The 21292-nt window shown below is 61.4% G+C and carries 20 protein-coding genes; 6 read left to right on the plus strand and 14 right to left on the minus strand.

Going from position 1 to position 21292, the window contains the following annotated elements; translation table 11 throughout:
* Positions 1 to 41: 41 nt before the first annotated feature.
* The 6 genes from prfB to ACXR2T_RS02745 form a co-directional block, all read right to left on the minus strand.
* Entirely contained in the window at positions 42 to 1151 is a 1110-nt protein-coding gene (prfB, locus tag ACXR2T_RS02720) for a peptide chain release factor 2 (RefSeq protein ID WP_458838200.1), read from the minus strand.
* 103 nt (positions 1152 to 1254) lie between these two features.
* On the minus strand, positions 1255 to 2673 hold the full coding sequence (locus ACXR2T_RS02725) for an APC family permease (protein WP_458838199.1): 1419 nt from the start codon (positions 2671 to 2673) through the stop codon (positions 1255 to 1257).
* A gap of 244 nt (positions 2674 to 2917) precedes the next feature.
* Positions 2918 to 3718 (minus strand): ABC transporter permease, encoded by an 801-nt coding sequence (locus tag ACXR2T_RS02730; RefSeq protein WP_458838198.1) that lies wholly within the window; start codon positions 3716 to 3718, stop codon positions 2918 to 2920.
* On the minus strand, positions 3715 to 4575 hold the full coding sequence (locus ACXR2T_RS02735; RefSeq protein WP_458814181.1) for an ABC transporter permease: 861 nt from the start codon (positions 4573 to 4575) through the stop codon (positions 3715 to 3717). Before ACXR2T_RS02735 ends, ACXR2T_RS02730 begins: the two co-directional genes overlap by 4 nt.
* 11 nt (positions 4576 to 4586) lie before the next feature.
* Positions 4587 to 5768, minus strand: a complete 1182-nt coding sequence (locus ACXR2T_RS02740; protein ID WP_458814179.1) for an ABC transporter ATP-binding protein — start codon at positions 5766 to 5768, stop codon at positions 4587 to 4589.
* Between the two features lie 2 nt (positions 5769 to 5770).
* Positions 5771 to 6970 (minus strand): ABC transporter substrate-binding protein, encoded by a 1200-nt coding sequence (locus ACXR2T_RS02745; protein WP_458838197.1) that lies wholly within the window; start codon positions 6968 to 6970, stop codon positions 5771 to 5773.
* 259 nt (positions 6971 to 7229) lie between these two features.
* Here ACXR2T_RS02745 and ACXR2T_RS02750 point away from each other — a divergent pair, with 259 nt between their 5' ends.
* Both ACXR2T_RS02750 and ACXR2T_RS02755 read left to right on the plus strand, forming a co-directional pair.
* The gene (locus tag ACXR2T_RS02750; protein WP_458814175.1) at positions 7230 to 7697 is read left to right on the plus strand and encodes an Lrp/AsnC family transcriptional regulator; all 468 of its coding nucleotides are present in this window, start codon (positions 7230 to 7232) and stop codon (positions 7695 to 7697) included.
* 2 nt (positions 7698 to 7699) lie between these two features.
* Positions 7700 to 9094, plus strand: a complete 1395-nt coding sequence (locus ACXR2T_RS02755) for an aspartate aminotransferase family protein (protein WP_458838196.1) — start codon at positions 7700 to 7702, stop codon at positions 9092 to 9094.
* Positions 9095 to 9139: 45 nt separating this feature from the next.
* Here the strand turns inward: ACXR2T_RS02755 and ACXR2T_RS02760 are convergent, their stop codons facing one another.
* Both ACXR2T_RS02760 and rpsO read right to left on the minus strand, forming a co-directional pair.
* Positions 9140 to 9313, minus strand: a complete 174-nt coding sequence (locus ACXR2T_RS02760; RefSeq protein ID WP_458838195.1) for a hypothetical protein — start codon at positions 9311 to 9313, stop codon at positions 9140 to 9142.
* A 133-nt stretch (positions 9314 to 9446) separates the two neighbouring features.
* Positions 9447 to 9716 (minus strand): 30S ribosomal protein S15, encoded by a 270-nt coding sequence (gene rpsO, locus ACXR2T_RS02765; RefSeq protein ID WP_458814169.1) that lies wholly within the window; start codon positions 9714 to 9716, stop codon positions 9447 to 9449.
* A 137-nt stretch (positions 9717 to 9853) separates the two neighbouring features.
* Here rpsO and ACXR2T_RS02770 point away from each other — a divergent pair, with 137 nt between their 5' ends.
* From ACXR2T_RS02770 to ACXR2T_RS02785, 4 genes are all read left to right on the plus strand, one after another.
* Entirely contained in the window at positions 9854 to 10672 is an 819-nt protein-coding gene (locus tag ACXR2T_RS02770; RefSeq protein ID WP_458838194.1) for an inositol monophosphatase family protein, read from the plus strand.
* 105 nt (positions 10673 to 10777) lie between these two features.
* Complete coding sequence (locus ACXR2T_RS02775) at positions 10778 to 11977, plus strand: ABC transporter substrate-binding protein (protein WP_458838193.1); 1200 nt, start codon at positions 10778 to 10780, stop codon at positions 11975 to 11977.
* Positions 11978 to 12018: 41 nt separating this feature from the next.
* The gene (fdhD, locus tag ACXR2T_RS02780; RefSeq protein ID WP_458838192.1) at positions 12019 to 12909 is read left to right on the plus strand and encodes a formate dehydrogenase accessory sulfurtransferase FdhD; all 891 of its coding nucleotides are present in this window, start codon (positions 12019 to 12021) and stop codon (positions 12907 to 12909) included.
* Positions 12906 to 15230, plus strand: a complete 2325-nt coding sequence (locus ACXR2T_RS02785; RefSeq protein WP_458814161.1) for an FdhF/YdeP family oxidoreductase — start codon at positions 12906 to 12908, stop codon at positions 15228 to 15230. The genes fdhD and ACXR2T_RS02785 overlap by 4 nt, the downstream gene beginning before the upstream one ends.
* Positions 15231 to 15245: 15 nt before the next feature.
* On the opposite strand, the gene ACXR2T_RS02790 is transcribed toward ACXR2T_RS02785, so the two are convergent.
* The 6 genes from ACXR2T_RS02790 to ACXR2T_RS02815 form a co-directional block, all read right to left on the minus strand.
* On the minus strand, positions 15246 to 16454 hold the full coding sequence (locus tag ACXR2T_RS02790; protein WP_458838191.1) for a globin domain-containing protein: 1209 nt from the start codon (positions 16452 to 16454) through the stop codon (positions 15246 to 15248).
* A 175-nt stretch (positions 16455 to 16629) separates the two neighbouring features.
* A complete protein-coding gene (gene fmdA / locus ACXR2T_RS02795) occupies positions 16630 to 17883 on the minus strand; it encodes a formamidase (protein ID WP_458814157.1) in 1254 nt (417 codons plus the stop codon).
* 91 nt (positions 17884 to 17974) lie between these two features.
* Positions 17975 to 18142, minus strand: a complete 168-nt coding sequence (locus ACXR2T_RS02800) for a hypothetical protein (RefSeq protein ID WP_458814155.1) — start codon at positions 18140 to 18142, stop codon at positions 17975 to 17977.
* Between the two features lie 163 nt (positions 18143 to 18305).
* A complete protein-coding gene (locus ACXR2T_RS02805) occupies positions 18306 to 18944 on the minus strand; it encodes an AmiS/UreI family transporter (RefSeq protein WP_458814153.1) in 639 nt (212 codons plus the stop codon).
* A 223-nt stretch (positions 18945 to 19167) separates the two neighbouring features.
* Complete coding sequence (locus tag ACXR2T_RS02810) at positions 19168 to 20646, minus strand: NCS2 family permease (protein ID WP_458814151.1); 1479 nt, start codon at positions 20644 to 20646, stop codon at positions 19168 to 19170.
* Positions 20647 to 20804: 158 nt separating this feature from the next.
* Positions 20805 to 21176, minus strand: coding sequence for an FKBP-type peptidyl-prolyl cis-trans isomerase (locus ACXR2T_RS02815; protein WP_458814149.1), 372 nt, complete (start codon positions 21174 to 21176; stop codon positions 20805 to 20807).
* Positions 21177 to 21292: the final 116 nt, after the last annotated feature.

Below are 21292 nucleotides of genomic sequence, written 5' to 3' on the forward strand. Positions count from 1 at the left end.
CTATGCCCCCGGGCTGACAACTAAGCGCAGGCGCGCTGCCTTTAGTCGTTCTTTGCGAGCGAGCGCCAGCGAATACCAGCCGCGATAAACCCGTCAATTTCGCCGTCAAATACGGCGTCAGGCTGCGAGGACTCAAAGCCCGTGCGCAGGTCCTTCACGAGCTGTTGGCCATACAGGAAATATGAGCGAATCTGGTCGCCCCAGCTTGCCGTCACCGAACCAGCCAGCTCCTTCTTTTTCGCTGCCTCTTGCTCCTTCTGCAACAGCAGCAGGCGAGTTTGCAGCAGCCGCATCGCAGCCGCGCGGTTCTGAATCTGTGACTTTTCGTTCTGCATCGAGATCACAATGCCCGTGGGAATGTGAGTAATACGCACCGCCGAGTCGGTGGTGTTCACTGACTGGCCGCCGGGGCCGCTCGAGCGGTACACGTCGACGCGAATGTCGGTCTCGGGAATCTCAACCTCGGTGGCCTCTTCGAGCAGCGGGATCACTTCGACGCCAGCGAAGCTGGTCTGACGCTTATCGGCGGAGCCGAACGGACTGATGCGCGCGAGGCGGTGCGTGCCCGCTTCAACAGAGAGCTTGCCAAACGCGTACGGCGCGTTCAATTCGAACGTCGCAGACTTGATGCCAGCGCCCTCGGCGTACGAGGTGTCCAGCACCTTCGCCGGCACGTCGTGGTCCTCGGCCCAGCGCAGGTACATGCGCAGCAGCATTTCGGCAAAATCTGTGGCGTCATCGCCGCCCGCCCCCGAGCGAATGGTGACGACCGCCGCGCGCTCGTCGTACTCGCCGCCGAGCATCGTCTGCACTTCGAGGTCTTGCATGGCTTCTTCAAGCGACGCCAGCTCGGCCATCACCTCTTGCTCAGAGTCGGGGTCTTCCATCTCTTGCGCAAGCTCTGCGAGCACCTCAAGATCGTCGATGCGACTTTCCACGCCGCGCAGCTTCTTGACGCGCGCCTGGCGGTGCGACAGGCCACTCGTGACCTTCTGCGCCGCGGCAGGATCGTCCCACAGGCCGGGCGCGACCGCCTGCTCTTCGAGCTCGGCGATCTCTCGATCGAGCTTCGCCAGGTCGGTCACCGCCGCAATGTCGGCGTAGGTGGAGCGGATCGCGCGGATGCGTGCACTGAAATCGATATCGAGCATGATGCATTGATTCTATCGCTTGAACACCAAACCCCGCCCGTGAGCGGGCGGGGTGGCATCGGGGATCCGGAGCGAGATCGCCCCGTGGGCATAGCAGCGTGGGCTATTCGATGCCCTCGGGTATCTTATTGAAGCCGGTGACCGGCTGATCCTCGTCGAAGGCGGCGACCTTCTTCTTGAATCCCTTCGTGAGGTAGAGCAGGTAGAAGAACCCGATCACGGTCCAGGCCACGCCGCCGATAAGGGCGTCAAGGTGCAGGTTGACCCACAAGATGATGGTCATGCCGAAGCCGATGACGGGCATCACGATGAACTTGAAGATGTCGCCGGGCGTCTTGCGGCGACCCTGCTTGATCGCAAACCAGGCGATCACCGAGAGGTTGACGAACGAGAACGCGATGAGCGCGCCGTAGTTGATGAACGCCGCGATCATCTCGAGCGTGAACGCGATCGCGAGCATGCAGACGACACCGGTGAGCACAATATTGAACGTGGGCGTGTGCGTTTTGGGGTTAATGAACCCAAACGCCTTCTTGGGCAGTACGTTGTTGCGACCCATCACGAGCAGCATGCGCGAAACCGAAGCGTGCGAGGCAAGGCCCGAAGCGAGCGTCGCGGCAAACCCCGCGGCGGTGAGCACCGCCATGAGCACTGGGCCACCGACGGCCTCACCCATGAGCGGCAGCGTCGAGTCTTCGATGAACTGCATGTCGCCGCCCGGGGCGAACTCCTCCCAGGCGGGAAAGCGCAGCTGCGCAAAGTAGCCAGCGATGAGGAAGATCGCGCCGCCCAGCACAACCGTGAGCAGCAGGGCGCGCGGCACCAGTTTGGGGCTGCGGGCTTCTTCGACGTACATCGTGACCGCGTCGAATCCGATAAACGAGAAGCAGACGATCGTCGCCCCCATGAGCACCGCCCCCGCGGTGACGCCGTCGTGGAAGAAGGGATCCATCGATGCGAGGGTACCGACGCCCTCACCACCCGCGAGCTGCGCCCACACCATGACGATGAAGACGACCATCACGACGAGCGAGAACACGAGCAGAATACCGTTGAGGTTTGAGGTGCCGCGCATCGTGAGGTAGATCACCGATGTTGTGAGCAGGCAGTAGCCGACCACCCAGATCCAGCCGGGCACGTTCGGGAAGATCGCTTCGAGGTAGCTGCGAATAATGAGGCAGTTGACCATTGGCAGCAGCATGTAGTCGATGAGCGCGGTCCAGCCGACCATAAACCCAACATTGGGGTGCATGGACTCGCGTACGTAGGTGTAGGCGGAGCCCGCGCTCGGAATCGCACCGGCCATCTTGCCGTAGCTAATCGCAGTGAACACCATCACCACGAGCGCAACAAGATATGCCATGGGCACGACGTTGTTGGTGTCGCGCGCCACCATGCCGAACGTGTCGAACACGACCGTGGGTGTCATGTATCCGAGCCCCAGGCCGACGATCGCCCAGAGCCCCAGGTTGCGTTTGAGGGTGGCGCCCTTTGCCACCCCGGCTACAGCCGTTTTTGACATCGATTCTCCTTCACGATCCTCGTGATCGCGCAGGGAGCCGCATCGCTCCCTCGCGCTGTCAACCCCCAATCTTGCCGCGATGTCACAGGCCTACGCAAAGCGACACGCAATAACCGAACAATGTTCATTTCGGGTGCCGGATCAGTGCCGCAGGCCGAAGAACGCACGCACAAGAGGGGGCGGGAATGCTCCCGCCCCCTCTTATGCGCCGCAAGTTACCGGCTACCGCGGTGCAGCTGCGCTGCTACTGGCGTGCCAGCCGCTTTTGTTTGTTGATGTTGAGCACCTGCACAAGAATTACCAGCACGAGCGCACCAATAAACACGATCGACGCGAGCACGTTCGCCTGCGCGGGTACGCCCTTAAGCGCTGACACGTAGATGAACTTGGGGAACGTCGTTGAGGTGCCCGAGTTGAAGTTCGTAATGATGAAGTCATCGAACGACAGGGCGAAGCTGAGTAGCGCAGCGCCAATAATGCCGGGCATCAACATGGGCAGCGTGATGCGCCAGAACACCTGGCCGGGCGGGGCGTAGAGGTCGCGCCCCGCTTCTTCAATCGCCGGGTTGAGGCTCGCCACGCGCGCCTTCACGGCAACCACAACATACGAAATACAGAACATCGTGTGGGCCAGGATGATCGTGCCGATACCTTTTTCGACACCGGCGAGCAGAAACTGTGACGCCAGGCCGGCACCGAGCACTACCTCTGGGGTGGCCATCGGAGTGAACAGCAGCAGGCTGATGGTCGAGCGGAATTTGAACTGGTAACGCACGAGCGCGAGGGCGATCAGCGTGCCCAACACTGTGGCGGCCACCGTGGCAACGACGCCGACAAGAATACTGTTGCCAAATGCCGTGCACACCTGAGGGGCGCCACACGGGTTACGCCAGTTGTCGAGGGTGAAGCCCTTCCACAAAATATTGCTGCGACCCGCATTATTAAACGAAAACACGATCACGTGCACAATCGGGGTGAGTAGAAAGATCAGGGTGATCGCGCTGACCACCGGCACAAATGCCTTACCGAGGCTAAACGATTTCACAGCAGATCCTCCGCCCCACTCTTCTTCACATAGGTCGCGACAATGACGAGAATGATCGCCATCAGCACGATCGACAGCGAGGCCGCCATCGGGTAGTTCTGGGTTTGCAGGAAGTTCGATTCGATGACGTTACCGACCATCGTCGTTTCGGTGCCACCCAAGAACTCGCGCGACGCACTGACGTAGTCGCCAGCCATCGGGATGAAGCTCAGCAGCGTGCCCGAAACCACACCAGGAAGCGACAGCGGCAGCGTCACCTTGCGAAACACGGTCATCGGTGATGCGTAGAGGTCGGTGCCGGCCTCGACGAGCCGCAGATCGAGCGCCTGCAACGACGCAAACATCGGCAGCACCATAAAGGGAATGAAGTTGTAGACAAGACCCAGAATGACCGAGAAATGCGTGCCGACAAGCTCACTCGGCAAGAGCGACTTCCATGCCAGGGTGCGCAGCAGGAAACTGATAAAAAACGGGGCCACGACGAGGATCAACAAAATCCCCTGCAACATCGGCTTCGAACGCACCTTTACGCCAATGAGGTAGGCGAGCGGGTAGCTGATCAACAGTCCAATGATGGTAGCCGTGAGAGCGTAGACAAACGAGCGTACAATCTGCGGCCAGTACTCCTGAATCGCGACCCAGTAGTTCGAAAACTGCGCGGCGGCGACGTACTGCCCAATACCACCGCTCGCGTCTGGCGCCTGCAGCGACGTCAGAATAAGTTGAATAAACGGCGCGACGAAAAACAGCAGCATGTAGGCGATGCCCGGCGCGAGCAGCGCCAGCGCGATACGCCCGCCCTTGCGGGGAGCCTGATCTACCGTTTTTGCGTTCGCCGAGAAGGCTGTCATTGCCATCTGAGGCTCCTTTACTCGGCGAGCGCGGCTTGGGTCGCGATCGCCCGCGTCGAGAAGTCTGCGGTGAGCGCACCCGTCTCGAGGCGGTCGTCTGCAAGTCCAAATGTGTGCTCGGCCAGCCAGCTCAGCCAGACTTCGTCGCCCTCGCGCGCGGCCGGGCCTGCCTCAACATTTTGAGCGAACACTTGCACGTCGCCAGCACCGGGCACTTCTACCGAGTACTGCGTGCTCACACCAATGAACGACACGTCGGTAATGCGGCCGGGGCCAACTATGTTGACGCCCGCCTCTGCTACCGGGGCTTCGCGGTGCAGCCGCAGCTTCTCGGGCCGCACACCCACGGTAATCTCACCCGTATCGCGCTCACTGCGCGAGCGCAGCAGCGAAATGCGGTTGCCGTTCAAGTCGGTGTGTAGCACCGCATCTGTGCCACCCGCGACCGTTACCGAGAACAGGTTGGACTGCCCCAGGAAGTTTGCGACGAACACCGTCTTGGGTAGCTCGTACAACTCTTCGGGCGCCCCCATCTGCTCGATGCGTCCCTTATTCATCACCGCGACCGTGTCGGCCATAGTCATGGCTTCTTCTTGGTCGTGGGTGACGTGGAGGAACGTGAGCCCAACCTCCTGCTGAATTTGCTTCAACTCGTGCTGCATCTGACGGCGCAGCTTCAGATCGAGCGCGCCCAGCGGCTCATCAAGCAGCAGCAGCGCTGGCCTGTTGACAACGGCGCGTGCCAGGGCAACGCGCTGCTGCTGCCCGCCCGACAACTGTGCGGGTTTACGGTCGGCGACGTGATCGAGCTCTACGAGCTTGAGTGCCTCGTGCGCCTTTGCAACGGGTGATCCGATCTTGCGGCGCCGCAGCCCAAACGCGACGTTCTCAAGAATCGTCATGTGCGGAAACAGCGCGTACGACTGAAACACCGTGTTGACGGGCCGCTTGTGCGGCTTCAGCTCAGTAACGTCCTTGCCGCCGAGCAGGATCCGGCCCTCGGTGGGATCCTCAAGCCCGGCGACAAGCCGCAGGGTCGTAGTTTTGCCGCAGCCTGAGGGACCCAGCAGCGCGAAAAAAGATCCGGCTGGGATCGTGAGATCGACGTGCTCGATGGCTGTAAAGCCAGGGAAGCGTTTTTGAATGCCGACGAGTTCGAGGTCGGCTCCCGCCTCGGCGAAGGAGTTGAGGTTTGCCATGCTTAGAGCCCCAGTACGTTCTGAAATTCGGTCGAGTACTTCTTGTCGTCCTCGGGTGACAGTGTGCGGAAGGTGAGCAGGTGCTCCCAGTCTTTGTCGCTCGGGAAGATGAGCGGGTTATCGGCATTCTCGGGGTTCAGCTCGCGCATCGCCTCTTGCGTGCCCTTCACCGGAGGCACAAACGTCGCGTAGTCAGCGACCTGCGCCATCACGACAGGGTCGTAGTAGTAGTCGATCATCTCTTCGACCTTGGCCTTGTTTTCCTTCGACGTACCGTTGGGCACGGTGAACGAGTCTGCCGCGATCATGCCGCCCGACTCGGGCACCTCCATGGTCCACTGGTTGTCGTTCTCGGCGTTGAGCATAATGACGTCACCCGTCCAGGCCATCGCTGCGAGCGTGTCACCGCGCTGCAGGTCTTGCGTGTACGAGTTGCCCTTAATGTTTTTGATTTGACCGCTCTTGATGCCGTCGTCGAGCCATGCGAGCGCCTCGTCAAATTCCTTGTCGCCCCACTCACCGGCGGGGTCATACCCGAGGCCCGCAAGAATCATGCCCATCGTGTCGCGCATCTCAGAGAGGACACCCACCTTGCCTTTGAGCTCGGGGCGCAAGAAGTCGTCGAGGGTCTTGATTCCCTTCGGCACCTCCTTCGTGTTCCACACCCAGCCCGATGCAGGCAGCTGCCACGGCACCGAGAACTTGCGGCCGGGGTCAACGTCGAGCGCATCCCACTGGCTATCGACGAGGTTCTTCTTCACGTTGGGCAGGTTTGCGTAGTCAAACTCCTGCACCTGGTTGGCCTCGATGATGCGCGCGTTCATCCAGTCGGTGAACGTGATCACGTCATACCCGGTGAACTGGCCAAGCTTCAACTGATCTTTGATCTTGCCGTAGAACGTGTTGTTGTCATCAATGTCTTCGATGTACTGAACCGGGATCCCCGACTCGTCGGTGAAAGCGACAAGCGAGGGGTTAGTGTCGGTATCGGAGTCGTAGTCGAGGTAGTAGGTCCAGTTACCCCAGATGATGCCATCTCCGCCAGCGCCACCGCCTCCGGCGCACGAGGCGAGGCCCAGCGCGCCGACACCGGCGCCTGCAGCAGCCACACCGCGCAGCAGCTGCCGTCGGTTCATCTGAGCGCCGCGAATCATCTGCACAATATTGCGTACAATCGGGTCTTCGGGAAGCGGACGGTTCATGAGATATCTCCCTTGGTTCTCACAGGCGAAATCCGCATTTCGCGCGATCGGCAGCGTTGCCGATTCGTGAATTGAATATGTCACATCGCGTGACATGATGCAAAACAATTCTCGGAGCGGCGATGATTCTTCACGAAACAGTTACATACGGCACGATCCACCCGATCCGGAGGGCAGGAACGATGAAATCTACTTAAAAGAGATAGTGAATCTTCGGATTCCTTTGCTTTTTTAGTGTTTCACTGCAAGAATCAGTAGCGTGAGCACCAAACGCACATCGGCAGCCCTCGATGACACATCGAAGGCCATCATCGAGCAGCTACAGCGCGATGGGCGTCGATCGTACGCAGAGATCGGTAAGGCGGTCGGCCTCAGCGAGGCCGCCGTCCGTCAACGGGTCCAAAAGCTCACGGATGCCGGAGTTATGCAGATTGTCGCTGTCACCGATCCCATGCGGCTCGGCTTCAGTAGACAAGCCATGCTGGGCATTCGCGTTTCAGGGGATACCCGAATCGTCGCAGACCGTCTCGCCGAGATGCCAGAGATCAGTTATGTCGTGCTCAGCGCGGGGTCCTTTGACATCATCGCCGAGGTTGTGTGTGAAGACGACCAGGGACTCATCGAGCTTCTCAACGAGAAGATTCGCGGAATCGAAGGGGTCTCTTCAACAGAGAGCTTCCTTTACCTCCAACTCACCAAACAGAAATACGACTGGGGAACACGATAACCATGTCATTTGATCCGACTGCCGCGGTCGACACTCCCGCGCTTCAGGCTTCGGCCAAGAAGCACATGTGGCCGCACTTCACCAACCGCAAGGTGCTCAACGACGGCATCCCCGTCATCACGCGCGCCGAGGGCCACCACATCTACGACGCTGCTGGCAAGCAGTACATCGACGGACTCGCAGGCCTGTTCGTTGTGAACGCTGGCCACGGCCGCGATCGCATCGTCGAGGCAGCTGCCAAGCAGATGAAGCAGCTCGACTTCATGCCGATCTGGTCGTACGCGCACCCCGCAGCAATTGAGCTGTCGGAGCGCCTCTCGACCTACGCTCCCGGCCAGATGAACAAGGTCTTCTTCACCACTGGTGGTGGCGAGGCTGTTGAGTCGGCGTTCAAGCTTGCCAAGCACTACTGGAAGATCCAGGGCAAGCCCATGAAGCACAAGGTGATCTCGCGTTCGGTCGCGTACCACGGCACCCCTCAGGGCGCTCTGGCGATCACCGGTATCCCTGACATGAAGAAGTTCTACGAGCCGCTGACCCCCGGTGGTCACCGCGTGCCCAACACGAACTTCTACCGTGCAGAAGAGATGGGCGCACCCTCAAACGACATCGAGGCGTTCGGCCAGTGGGCCGCTAACCGCATCGAAGAGGCGATCCTCTTTGAGGGCGAAGACACCGTTGCGGCTGTCTTCCTCGAGCCCGTACAGAACTCGGGTGGCTGCTTCCCGCCTCCCCCCGGTTACTTCAAGCGTGTGCGCGAGATCTGCGACAAGTACGACGTTCTGCTCGTATCTGACGAGGTCATCTGTGCATACGGCCGCGTGGGCGATTTCTTCGCTTCGAAGGCGCTCGGCTACGAGCCCGACATCATCACCTCGGCGAAGGGCATCACCTCGGGCTACGTGCCCCTCGGCGCCATGATCGTCTCGGACAAGGTGTCGGAGCCCTTCAACTCGGTCGAGAACACCTTCTACCACGGCTTCACCTTCGCTGGTCACCCGGCGGCAGCTGCTGCGGCCCTCGCGAACCTCGACATTTTCGAGGAAGAGGACCTCAACGGCCGCGTGCGCGAGAACAGCCCGCTGTTCCGCGCCGAGCTCGAGAAGCTGCTCGACATCGACGTTGTCGGTGACGTGCGCGGCGAGGGCTACTTCTTCGGCATCGAGCTTGTCAAGGACAAGGCGACCAAGGAGACGTTCAACGAGGAGGAGTCAGACCGACTCCTGCGCGATTACCTGTCGCCCGCTCTGTGGGACGCCGGCCTGTACTGCCGCGCCGACGACCGTGGAGACCCCGTCATCCAGCTTGCTCCCCCGCTGACCATTGGTCCGTCGGAGTTCGCTGAGATCGGTGGCATCCTGCGTAGCGTTCTGAAGGACGCTTCGTCGAAGATCTAATCTGATCTGAATCGTGATGGCCCCCTCGCAGTTGCGAGGGGGCCATCACTCGTTTACCGGCAGGCTGCGCTTGGATACTGCGACTCCTTCGTCGCGCAGCATGACCAGGGGAACGTCGCGCAGCATGACCAGGGGAACGTCGCGCAGCATGACCAGAGGAACGTCGCGCAGCATGACCAGAGGAACGTCGCGCAGCATGACCAGGGGAACGTCGCGCACACCTCCACCGCCATCTTGCCGTGGCCTCACGTGTCATCCTGCGTGAGCTTGCGAATCGCAGGATCCAGCAGCAAAAAGCGCCCGCCACCGAAAGGTGACGGGCGCTTGAGCAATCCGTGAAGGATCGAAAAACTTAGCGACGCAGGCCGAGGCGCTCGATGAGCGAACGGTAACGTGCAATGTCGAGACGCTGCAGGTACGACAGCAGGCGGCGACGCTGACCCACGAGCAGCAGCAGGCCACGGCGCGAGTGGTGATCGTGCTTGTGATCCTTGAGGTGCTCGGTCAGGTCCTTGATGCGACGCGTGAGCATTGCCACCTGAACCTCGGGGGAACCGGTGTCACCGGGCTTGGTCGCGAACTCTTCCATGATGGCCTTCTTGACTGCTGATTCCAGTGCCATAGGGACCCCTTTCAATTGCTGCGCGGCGCCGTCAGCTGAATGCTGGGGCTCTCTTAATCCGCGGCCGTTAAACGGCAACCTTGTTATCTTAGCACCTGCGAGCACCTTTTCACACACTCGCGAGCTAGGCTCGATGCATGACCTCGGCTCAACACTCCCCCGCTACCCTTGCCCAAATCGCTTCAGACGTTGCACGAGTCGCGGGCGCCCGCATTGTTGCACTGCGCCACCGCGGTGTGAGCGTTGCGGCGGCCAAGTCAAGTGCGGTCGATATTGCCACCGAGGCAGACCGAGAAGCTGAACAACTCATCACCGAGGCGCTGCGCGCAGCCCGCCCCGACGATGGCGTACTCGGCGAGGAGGGTACCGGGGTCCCTGGCACGAGTGGCATCACCTGGGTCATCGATCCCATTGATGGCACCGTCAACTACCTGTACAACATTCCCTACTACACCGTGAGCATCGCCGCGACCGTGCCCGACGATACCGCGTACGCCGACGGACGCCGCTCCATCGCTGGCGCCGTATATAACCCCAACAGCGACGAAATGTTCGAGGCTTACACTGGCGGTGGGGCACGCTTGAACGGCGCACCCATCACCCCCACCGGTAACACCGACCTAGCCACCTCGCTCGTGGCGACGGGCTTTGGATACACGGTAGAGCGCCGCGAGACCCAGGCTGAGATGGCTGCGCGCCTCATTCCCACCGTGCGCGATATTCGCCGCATGGGATCTGCTGCGGGCGACCTGTGCATGGTCGCTTGCGGCCGAATCGACGCCTACTACGAGCTCGGCTTGCAACCGTGGGACTATGCCGCAGGCGCCCTCATTGCCACCGAGGCTGGTCTGCAAATCTTGGGCGCCCCAGATGGCACGGCCCCGGGTGAGCCGTTCATGTTTGTTGCCGACCCCGGCCTCGTGCACCAGCTGCGCGACCGCGTGGTGGGCGCGTAGCAACCCCTGCGACACTCGTCGCGGTGCGATTTACTCCCCCTTCGATCAGCGAATGTGTCATGATGATTGACAACAGTGAAGTTCGTGGTTTCCAAGGGAGGAAACATGTCGCCCCGTTCGCAAGACCCCATCGTCCTCGAAATCGTCAGCCGCATGCGCCAGGCACAGCTCGGCCGACGTCAGCTACTGCGCGGCGGCGCGCTGGGAGCCGCCCTCGTAGGCGCAGGCGCCCTGAGCGCCTGCGCTGGCCCGTCTGGCCCAGGCGACGGCTCAGGCGGCAAAGTCCGCTGGGCCAACTGGACGTATTATCTCGACTACGACGAAGACACGGGTGAGAACCCGAGCCTGAATGAGTTCATGGAACTCACCAACATCACCGCCGAGTACTACGAAGACATCGACGACAACAAGACCTTCATCGCCAAGATTAAGGATCAGCTCAAACTCGAGCAAGACACCGGCTACGACGTATTCTGTCTCACAGACTCCTCGCTCGTGCGACTCTTCGAACAAGACCAACTACGTGAGTTCGACCGTGCGCTCTTGCCCAATGTGAACGGCCAGATGATCGATATGGTGCAGCACGCCACGTTCGATCCGGATCGTGAGTGGTCCATTCCGTACCAGGCCGGCATGACCGGCCTGTGTTACAACACGCAGCTGTACCCGCAGGGCGTTGAGAGCGTCTCAGACCTCTGGCGCCCCGACCTCAAGGGCAAGGTGAACCTGCTCAGCGAGCAAGACGACACGCTCGCCCTCGTGATGCTCGAACAGGGCGTCGACATTACCGGGGACTGGGGCGACGATCAGTTCTTTGCTGCTCTCGACGTCGTCGAGAAGCAGCTGCGCGCGGGCCAGGTCTTTAACGTCAAAGGCAACTCCTATACACAAGACCTGCAGAAGGGCGACGTACTCGCCGGCATGTGCTGGTCGGGCGACATCGCCATGCTCAATGAAGAAGAGGGCGAAGAAGTCTGGAAGTTCGTGGTCCCAGATGCCGGTGCGGCGCTCTTCATCGATTCCTTCTGCATGCCCGTCGCGACCGATTCGACCGACCAGGTGCACAAGCTCATCGATTACTACTACGAGCCCGAGGTCGCGGCCCAGGTCGCCGAGTACGTGCAGTACGTTACGCCAGTAAAGGGCGCACGCGAGGCAATGCAAGAACTCAATCCAGCACTCGCCGAAAACACGCTGATCTTTCCCGATGAGAGCATGTCGAGCAAGGTCTATGACATGCGCTCACTCACGTCCGAGGAAGACAACCGGTACGCCCAGGCGTTCCAAAAGGTACTGGGCAACTAGCACGGCTTGATCCGGCGCCTCATCGGTGCTAAGCAAGTAACGTGTCACGAATAGCAGCCCGCCGCAGAGTCACCCGCCTCACAGTAGGGGCGGAGGTCTCTCACCGCGCTGATTTTCTGGCGGTAGAGGAGCCGCTCGAGATTCGTCTCGGCGGTTCCTCCTTCGTCGTCACCATGCGCACCCCGGGTTACGATGTCGAACTCGCCGCAGGGTTTCTCGTGTCAGAGGGTGTGATTGCGGTGTCTGCAGACATGTCGACCGCCCGCTATTGCGCGGGCGCCACAGCAGACGACGGCAACACCTATAACGTGCTCGACGTGCAGCTCGCCCCGGGCATCACGCCGCCCGACCCGAGTCTCGCACGCAACTTCACGACGACGAGCGCGTGCGGGCTGTGCGGCAAATCGTCCATCGACGATGTGCACACGAACTCGCGGTTCGAGGTCGCAAGCGACCCGCTCAAGATCGATGCCGCGAGGCTCGCCACGTTTCCCGATGCGCTGCGCGCGCAGCAGGCCGTGTTTGATCGCACGGGCGGACTGCACGCCGCGGCGCTGTTCGACGGAGTGACGGGCGAGCTGCTCGTGATTCGCGAAGATGTCGGGCGGCACAACGCCGTCGACAAGGTCGTCGGCTGGGCGTTTATGCGCGATCTGCTTCCGGCGCGCTCCTGCGTACTCATGGTGTCGGGGCGCGCGAGTTTCGAACTCACGCAGAAAGCGATCATGGCGGGGATCCCCATGCTCGCGGCCGTTTCTGCTCCCTCGTCGCTCGCGGCCGATCTCGCCGAAGACGCGGGCCTCACGCTCATCGGTTTCTTGCGCGGCCCGTCTATGGTGATCTATGCAAGGCCGGATCGCGTCACCAACTCCACCGTTTCCCTGGCGGGCTCCTCCGCCGATACGCTGCACACGAAAGCAGGCAAGTCATGACTCCCAAGGCCCCCAAGAATGACTTTTCGGACGCCGACCTCGAGGTCTCTGCCCCGAAAGATTACGCGGCGGGCCTCGGTGGGGTCTACCACTCGATGGAACCCGCCCTCAAGGGCATGGGACTCGCCCGCACCGCGAAGCTGATGCTCAAGATCAACCACAAAGACGGCTTCGACTGCATGAGCTGCGCTTGGCCCGACCCTGACCACCGCAAGATCGCAGAGTTCTGCGAGAACGGCGGCAAGGCTGTGACGTGGGAGGCGACGCCACTCAAAGTGGAGCGTGCATTCTGGAAGGAGCACTCGCTCACATCGCTCGAGGATAAGACCGAGTACTGGCTGGGCATGCAGGGTCGCATCATCGAGCCCGTGTACAAGGCGAAGGACTCAGACCACTACGAGCCTGTCAGCTGGGATCGCGCCTTCAGCATCATCGCCGACCACTTGAACGGTCTTGAGCATGCCAACGAGGCTTCGTTCTACACGAGCGGCCGCGCTTCAAACGAGGCGGCGTTTATGTACCAGCTGTTCGCCCGCGCCCTCGGCACAAATAATCTCCCCGACTGCTCCAACATGTGTCACGAGTCCACGGGCACCGCAATGCAGTATTCAGTGGGCATCGGTAAGTCGACGATCGCCTACAATGACTTTCTCGAGTCAGATCTCATCATCATCATGGGGCAAAACCCGGGCACGAATCACCCGCGCATGCTCACGGCGCTGCAGGAAGCGAAAGAGAACGGCGCCAAGATTGTCGCCGTGAACCCGCTGCCCGAGGCAGGCCTCATCGGCTATAAGGACCCGCAGAAGGTGCGCGGCTATGTCGGCAAACCGATCGAGATCGCCGACCAGTTCATGAAGATCAGGCTGGGCGGCGACATGGCACTGCTGCAGGCGATCTCAAAACGCGTACTCGAAGCAGAGGAGCGCAACCCGGGCACCGTGCTTGATCGCGACTTCATTGAGCGTCACTGCGACGGCTTCGAAGAGTTCGCCGCACACATGAAGAACGTCGACGAACGCGAGGTCGAGCAGGCCACCGGCCTGTCTTCGGCCGAGATCGATGAGCTCGCAGACCGCTACCTGAACTCTGAGCGGGTCATCATTGCCTGGGCGATGGGAATCACCCAGCACCGCAAGGGTGTCGACGCGATCAAGGAGATCATCAACCTGCTGCTGCTGCGCGGCAACATGGGCAAGCCGGGCGCTGGCGCCTCCCCCATTCGCGGCCACTCGAACGTGCAAGGCGATCGCACCATGGGGGTCTGGGAGCAGATGCCCGACTCGTTCCTGGACGCGCTCGGCAAAGAGTTCAACTTTGAGCCGCCGCGTGACCACGGCGTCGATGCTGTGCACGGTATCAGGGCGCTCGACCAGGGCAAGATCAAGGTGTGGGTGGGCCTGGGCGGTAACCTGCTGGGCGCAATATCTGACACGAACCTCGCCGAGTCTGCCATGCGCAAGACGAAGCTCAGCGTCCAGTTCTCAACAAAACTGAACCGCTCACACGTGATCACCGGCGACGAGGCACTGATTCTGCCGGTGCTCGGCCGCACCGAAATCGACGTGCAGCTATCGGGTCCCCAGTATGTGACCGTCGAAGACTCGGTGTGCGCGGTGCACGCCTCGCACGGCCAGGTGAAAGCGATCTCCGACCAGATGCGGTCTGAGGTCGCGGTGATCGGCGGCATGGCGCACGCCACCCTGGGCGACAAGTACGGCATTGACTGGCTCGCAATGGTCGATAACTACGACGTGATTCGCGATCACATCTCTCGGGTTGTGCCTGGCTGTGAGAACTATAACGAGAAAACTCGCCGCCGCGACGGCTTCATTCTGCCAAATGGGCCCCGCGACGAACGTCGCTTTGACACTGACACGGGCAAGGCCCGCATTACGGTCAACGAGCTCGAGCACGTCGACTGCCCGCCCGGTCGCCTGCTGCTGCAGACGATGCGTTCGCACGATCAGTTCAACACCACCATTTACAGTCTCAATGACCGCTACCGTGGCATCAAGAGTGGCCGCTCCGTGATCTTTGTGCACCCCGACGATCTTGCTGAGCTGGGGCTTCGCGACGGTCAGACCGTTGATATCTTCAGTGAGTGGAAGGACGAGCCTGACCGCGTACTGCGCGGGTTTCGCACGGTCGCATTTCCCACTGCGCGCGGCTGCGCCGCGGCATACTTCCCAGAAGCCAATGTGCTCGTGCCGCTCGACAGCACCGCTATCGGCAGCAACACGCCCGTGTCGAAAGCGATCGTGATCCGGATCGAGGCGGCCAGCACCCCCGTGGGAGTGGGCCGCCCCATCACCGTATAACGTCAGGCGCAGGTGTTACACGGGGTTCTGGGCCCACATGTCGGGCCCAAACACCTCGTAGTGGATGCGATCGCTCGGCACGCCGCGGCCTACGAGGTCGCGGCGTGCCGCCTGCATGAACGGCAGTGACCCGCACATGAACACCCGCGCTCCCTCAGGCAGCTCGACGTCGCGAAGGCTCATGCGACCCGTCTTCGCGGGGTGCAACGTTGGTGCGTCGCTTGCATGCTGTGCGTACCAGTTTTGGGCGCGCGCATCATTCATGGCGAGCACCTGCCTGCGCAGGCCCGCGTACAGCGCGTGTGTATCGTGCGACTGATCGGCGTGGAACAGACGCACGGTGCGGCCGGGCTGGCGCCTAGACAGGTCTTCCATGATCGCGGCCACCGGGGTGATGCCGATTCCTGCAGACACGAGCACGAGCGGGTCATCAGACGCGTCAAGCACCACGTCGCCCGCCGGCTGCGACAGTTGCAACACGGCGCCGGGCACAGCGTTGTCGTACAGCCAGCCCGATACCTGCCCGTCGGGGGCACCATTCTCCCCCAGCACACGCTTGATGGTCACACGCAGGGTGTCACCGCGTGGCCCAGACGAGATCGTGTACTGCCGGGGCTGCCTAAGACCTCCCGGTAGCTCGACGGAAATGGCGACGTACTGGCCGGTGTGGTGCTCGGGTGCTTCGCCCGAGACCGGGGCCAGCAGTAGCGAGAAGATTCCGTCGGTCTCTTCAAACCGCTCAGCTACGCGGTAGTCACGCCACGGAATTTCGGGGTCGGTGCCGCCCAGCGCGTACAGGCGGGCTTCTTCGGCGATCAGCGCAGTCGCAAACAGCCAGTAGACTTCGTCCCACGCAGCGGCGATCTCGGGCGTGACTGCGTCACCCAGAACGGTCTTCACTGCGGCCAGCAGGTGATGGCCGACAATCGTGTACGAGCGGGCCTGAATACCGAGCGAAACGTGCTTGTGCGCGATCCTCCGCATAACGGGCGAGAAGTCCGGCGCATTCGGATCAATCAGCTGCACAGCGAAAGCAACGACTGATGCTGCGAGTGCTCGAGGCTGCTCACCGACGGCCTGATTAGCCTGGTTGAACACGTTCAGCAGCTCGGGGTTGGCCGCGAACATCGCCGGGTAGAACACACTCGTGATCTCGTCGGCGTGCTCGGCGACAACCGCCGCGGTCGCTTCGACGAGAGCGTGTGACTGAGGCGAAAGTTGCATGGGTGTCTCCTTCGGTTGTGGTGGTTGAAGTACCCACTACCGATCTTTGCTTCCCCTCGCTCGTACCGTATCCGCTTTCACCGTGCTTATTCAGCCCGAGCGCCAAAATACGCAAGACCCCCGGCGGGCAGCCGGGGGCCTTGCTCTAGGCGTGTGCTAAACGCTGGGGTTGGCGCTACGCGTTCGCGCGCGGTGCCCCAATTCCCGGGTCGATCTGCGCGGGGCCAGATGCCGACGGCCTAATGTCGATGTCAAACATCGCCGTGGGCAAGTAAACCGTCGAACACGAGTTGGGAATGTCGACGACCCCCGACAGGCGCCCCTCGATGGGGGCTGCGCCGAGCAGCAGGTACGCTTGCTCGGGGCTGTAGCCGAACTTTGTCAGGTAGTCGATCGCGTGCAGGCACGCCCGCTGATAGGACAGGTGCGAGTCGAGGTAGCGCTGCTCACCCTCGAGGGTGACCGACGTACCCGAGAACGCGAGCCACTCGCTGTACTGCGGTTCGACGTTGCCCGGCATGAAAATGGCGTTCTCAGCGACGCCATAGGTCTCCATCCCGCCGCGAATAATGTCAACGCGCAGGTCAATAAACCCGCCCATCTCGATACCGCCGCAGAAGGTGATCTCACCATCGCCCTGCGAGAAGTGGAGGTCACCCACCGAGAAGTTCGCCCCGTCGACGAACACGGGGTAGAAGATACGTGTGCCCTTCGACAGGTTCTTGATGTCTTGGTTGCCGCCGTTCTCGCGCGGCGGCGCGGTACGCGCCGCCTCCGAGCCCACCCTGGCCCACTCACCGCGGTCGAGCCCGCCGAGAATCGCGTGCTCCGCCTCGGGTGGCAGGGCGAGCGGTGGTACCCGCAGCGGGTCCGTCGCGATCAGGTCACCCTCGCGCTTGTTCCACTTGGCGAGTAGTTCAGCCGACGGCGCCGTGCCCATGAGGCCCGGGTGAATGATGCCGGTGAACGAGACGCCCGGCACGTGCCTGGATGTCGCGGTTTGCCCGTTAAAGTCCCACACCGCCTTGTACGCGTCGGGAAACTGGTCGGTGAGAAAGCTGCCACCATTGCGCTTCGCGAAGATGCCGGTGTACCCCCACCCCTGACCCGCGAGCGGCCCGTTGTCCTCTTGCGGGATGGGCCCAACGTCGAGAATATCAACGATGAGAAGGTCCCCGGGCTTTGCGCCTTCAACTTTGAAGGGGCCGCTCAGGGTGTGCACTGTGAGTAGCGGAGCGTCAAGGATGTCTTGTGCGGAGTCATCGTTCTTGATCGCCCCGTCGAACCACTCACGGCAGTCCACACGAAAGCTGTCTCCGGGCTTGACTGTTGCGACGGGCGGAATCTCGGGGTGCCACCTGTTGTGGCCGAGCTTCTCCTGGTCAACGAATCGCTTATTGGAATCCAGCTTGAAAATGTGTTCGGGCATCGACTTCTACCTTTCGTACTTCCTACTTGTTCCTGCGGATTTTCGACGGCTTCGGTGCCGTCGAAATTTACACGCGCACCTCGAGCGAGGTCTAGGTGCGCGGAAGCTTTGCGTGCAGCGGGTTGTGCGTGTAGCGCTGTTGTTTGCCGCCCGTGCTCGGCAGGCTCGATACCACACTGGGTTCGTGAGCGCTGCGGGCGGCGCGATCCACGAGCCCAAACGCCGCTGTGCCCGCACCCGATAGGTGTGGTGCGGTCACCGCGCGTTTCGCGGTCGAACCACAGGCGCGGCAGCTCGTTTCACGCGGTACCTCCTGCATCGAATACAGTGCATCGAACTCGCAACCCTGTGCACATTTGAACCGGTAGTTGGGCACGAATGGGCCCCTTTCTTTGTGTGGATACAGTTGAAATCGGTTGCTGTTACGTGGCCCGAGATGAGACCGGAGTGGCGCTCGCAGCCACGTCGCCTTCGGCCCGTGGCTTGCCCAGCACCCAAGACAGGACAAACAGCACCGCTGCGATCAGAAGAGCGATGAGGCCTTCTGTGGTGCCGGTCACATACTGGCCGGTGAGCATGAGCAGTGCGGGGATCGCGCCCGTAAAGATGCCCAGCCAGAGCGTAAACCAGCCGGTGAAGCGACCCAGATGGGCTTTGCCGAGCCCCAACACCAGAAAGAACATGAACCAGAGCACGGCCCACGCAAACCAGATCACGCCGAACACCGGGTCTTGGGCCATCGTGTACTGCACAATGCCGAAAACGACCGCGCACGCTGCGACGAAGAGAGAAAACCAGCCGAGCCCTTCACCACTCGCGCCGGTGAGCGTGTTCCAGGCGACATACAAGTAGGTGAAGCCAAACAGGTACAGTCCCGAGGCACCCAGGATCGTCGCGGGGTCGCCACCCGACTGCGCGATGATGATCGTGGGAAAGATGACCTGCATGCCCCCGACAAACAGGTTCATCGCGGCGGCAGATTTCGCCGGCACCACGTCGATGAGCATGAGACCGTTGATAAACAGCACGGCCCCGACATACAACAGCCCTACACTACTCATGTACTACTCTCCTTCGCGACGCTGCGGTGAAGAGTGGCCGTCCGATTGCTCCGGCCGCCCGATGTCTAACAAACACTGGTGTTGTGATCTGATTGAGACAATATCGGTGCTGCGAATCATCTGTCAACGAAACGAGTAATTGTTTCGTAGAAGTCACAAAAGGGGCCCGGAACCGTCAGATTCCGGGCCCCTTCTGTTTGGGCGTTCCCAGGTCAATTACGCATTAAGCACCGAGGAATGCCTCGAGCGGACCGCGCCCGAAGAACACGACGAAGCCCGCCGCTACGATCCACAGCAGCCAGTGCACTTGCTTTGCCCGACCGCTGAATGCGTGCACGAGCACCCATGCGACAAAGCCTGCGCCGATGCCATTGGCGATCGAGTAGGTCATCGGCATGACCGAGACGGTCAAGAATACCGGCAACAGCACGCGGAAGTCGCCCAGATCGATGTGCTTGATCTGTGCCATCATCATCGCTCCGACGATCACGAGAGCCGCGGCAGCGACCTCGGTAGGCACGATCTGCGTGAGCGGGGTGAAGAACATGGCGAGCAAAAACATGCCACCCGTGATGAGGTTTGCGAAGCCCGTGCGGGCTCCTTCACCAATGCCAGCCCCCGATTCAACAAACACGGTGTTTGAAGATGAGGACGTCATGCCGCCGGCGATCGCACCGACACCTTCGACGATCAGGGCCGATTTGAGGCGCGGAAAGTTGCCGTCCTTGTCTGACAGGCCAGCCTCTCGCGACAGCCCCGTCATGGTGCCCATAGCGTCGAAGAAATTGGTGAACAGGAGGGTAAAAACGAGCATCACCAGGGTCACAATGCCCACGCGCCCAAGATCGAAGCTCACGGCCCCGACAAGGCTCAGGTCGGGAACGCTGAAGGGGGCCCCGCCAAGTTCCGGTACGGTGAGACCCCAGCCGCCCGGGTTCGCGACATCACCGTCAGCGCCCGTGCGCGGGCCCAGCTTTGCAATGGCTTCAACGATGACAGCAGCCACCGTTCCCGTGACGAGGCCGATCAGCAGGCCACCCTTGACGCGCGCCGCAACGAGCACACCTGTGAGCAGGAGCGTGAGCACAAACATCAGGGTCGGCACGGTGACGATAGAACCGCCGCCGCCGAGCCCGACAGGCGGTGACCCCTGTCCCGTCGCGGTCACGAAGCCCGAGTTCACAAACCCAATAAACGCAATGAACAGGCCGATACCCACGGTAATGGCGAGTTTCAGTTCAACGGGCACCGCGTCAAAAATCATGCGGCGCAGACCGGTGGCAGACAGCAGCACGATCAGCACACCGTTAATCACGACGATCGCCATCGCTTCGGGCCAGGTCACCTGACCGACGACCGAGAACGCCACGAAGGCGTTAATGCCGAGTCCCGCAGCGAAACCGAACGGCAGCTTCGAGACAAGCCCAAACAGGATCGTCATCACGCCAGCGGTAAGCGCGGTGACGGCGCTAACCGCTGGGAACGAGAGCGAGTTACCCTCGATATCTACGCCGCTCGTGAGAATGATCGGGTTCAAGATCACGATGTATGCCATCGTGACGAAGGTGACGAGGCCACCCCGGATCTCGTTGCCGAAAGTTGATCCTCGCTCGCTGATCAAAAAGAACCGGTCGAGCCTGTTCTTGGGTTCTCGTGGCACAGCGTTACCCTGTGCCTCCTGCTGCTGGTCGACTGCGGTCACCGGCGGCTCCGTTTCTTTCTGTGCGTGTGCTGAACGAAGCTACGTTACCACCCACGAGCGCGCTGACCACCTCTGCACAGACGAAACAGGGGCCCGGCCACACGGCCGAGCCCCCTCTTCACCACGCGCGGGCGTGCCCGCCGCGTGCTAGTGGTCGCCTAGCTAACGCCCAGCAGGTCGATCACAAAGATCAGCGTCTTGCCCGACAGCGGATGACCGCCTGAGGTGCCGTAGGCCTGGGCAGGGGGCACGATGAGCTTGCGACGGCCACCAACCTTCATGCCGGGAATACCGACCTGCCAGCCCTGGATGAGCGCGCGCAGCGGGAAGTTGATGGACTCGCCTCGGCCCCACGACGAATCGAACTCTTCGCCCGTGTCGTATTCAACGCCCAGGTAGTGCACGTCAACGGTTGAGCTCGCGGCTGCCTCTGCGCCGGTGCCCACCTCAACGTCTACGATCTGCAGCTCGGCGGGTGCCGGGCCGTCAGGAAATTCAATTTCAGGTTTAGTCTTCGCATTCTCGGTCATGACCACCATTCTCCCCGAAACTTGATCACCCTGCCTTCCCGTTCGCTCAGAGGAAACACCGCCGCCGCCGTATGAATCCCGTGCCGACCATACAAAAAACGCGGCCTGACACGTCA

The sequence above is a fragment of the Leucobacter faecis genome (assembly GCF_054456635.2).

Coding starts and splice junctions, on each gene's coding strand:
- ACXR2T_RS02805 (WP_458814153.1), bottom strand. CDS start 18,944: ATGAGTAGTGTAGGGCTGTTGTATGTCGGGGCCGTGCTGTTTATCAAC.
- ACXR2T_RS02740 (WP_458814179.1), bottom strand. CDS start 5,768: ATGGCAAACCTCAACTCCTTCGCCGAGGCGGGAGCCGACCTCGAACTC.
- ACXR2T_RS02735 (WP_458814181.1), bottom strand. CDS start 4,575: ATGGCAATGACAGCCTTCTCGGCGAACGCAAAAACGGTAGATCAGGCT.
- ACXR2T_RS02755 (WP_458838196.1), top strand. CDS start 7,700: ATGTCATTTGATCCGACTGCCGCGGTCGACACTCCCGCGCTTCAGGCT.
- ACXR2T_RS02815 (WP_458814149.1), bottom strand. CDS start 21,176: ATGACCGAGAATGCGAAGACTAAACCTGAAATTGAATTTCCTGACGGC.
- rpsO (WP_458814169.1), bottom strand. CDS start 9,716: ATGGCACTGGAATCAGCAGTCAAGAAGGCCATCATGGAAGAGTTCGCG.
- fmdA (WP_458814157.1), bottom strand. CDS start 17,883: ATGCCCGAACACATTTTCAAGCTGGATTCCAATAAGCGATTCGTTGAC.
- ACXR2T_RS02775 (WP_458838193.1), top strand. CDS start 10,778: ATGTCGCCCCGTTCGCAAGACCCCATCGTCCTCGAAATCGTCAGCCGC.
- ACXR2T_RS02790 (WP_458838191.1), bottom strand. CDS start 16,454: ATGCAACTTTCGCCTCAGTCACACGCTCTCGTCGAAGCGACCGCGGCG.
- ACXR2T_RS02725 (WP_458838199.1), bottom strand. CDS start 2,673: ATGTCAAAAACGGCTGTAGCCGGGGTGGCAAAGGGCGCCACCCTCAAA.
- ACXR2T_RS02785 (WP_458814161.1), top strand. CDS start 12,906: ATGACTCCCAAGGCCCCCAAGAATGACTTTTCGGACGCCGACCTCGAG.
- ACXR2T_RS02745 (WP_458838197.1), bottom strand. CDS start 6,970: ATGAACCGTCCGCTTCCCGAAGACCCGATTGTACGCAATATTGTGCAG.
- ACXR2T_RS02770 (WP_458838194.1), top strand. CDS start 9,854: ATGACCTCGGCTCAACACTCCCCCGCTACCCTTGCCCAAATCGCTTCA.
- prfB (WP_458838200.1), bottom strand. CDS start 1,151: ATGCTCGATATCGATTTCAGTGCACGCATCCGCGCGATCCGCTCCACC.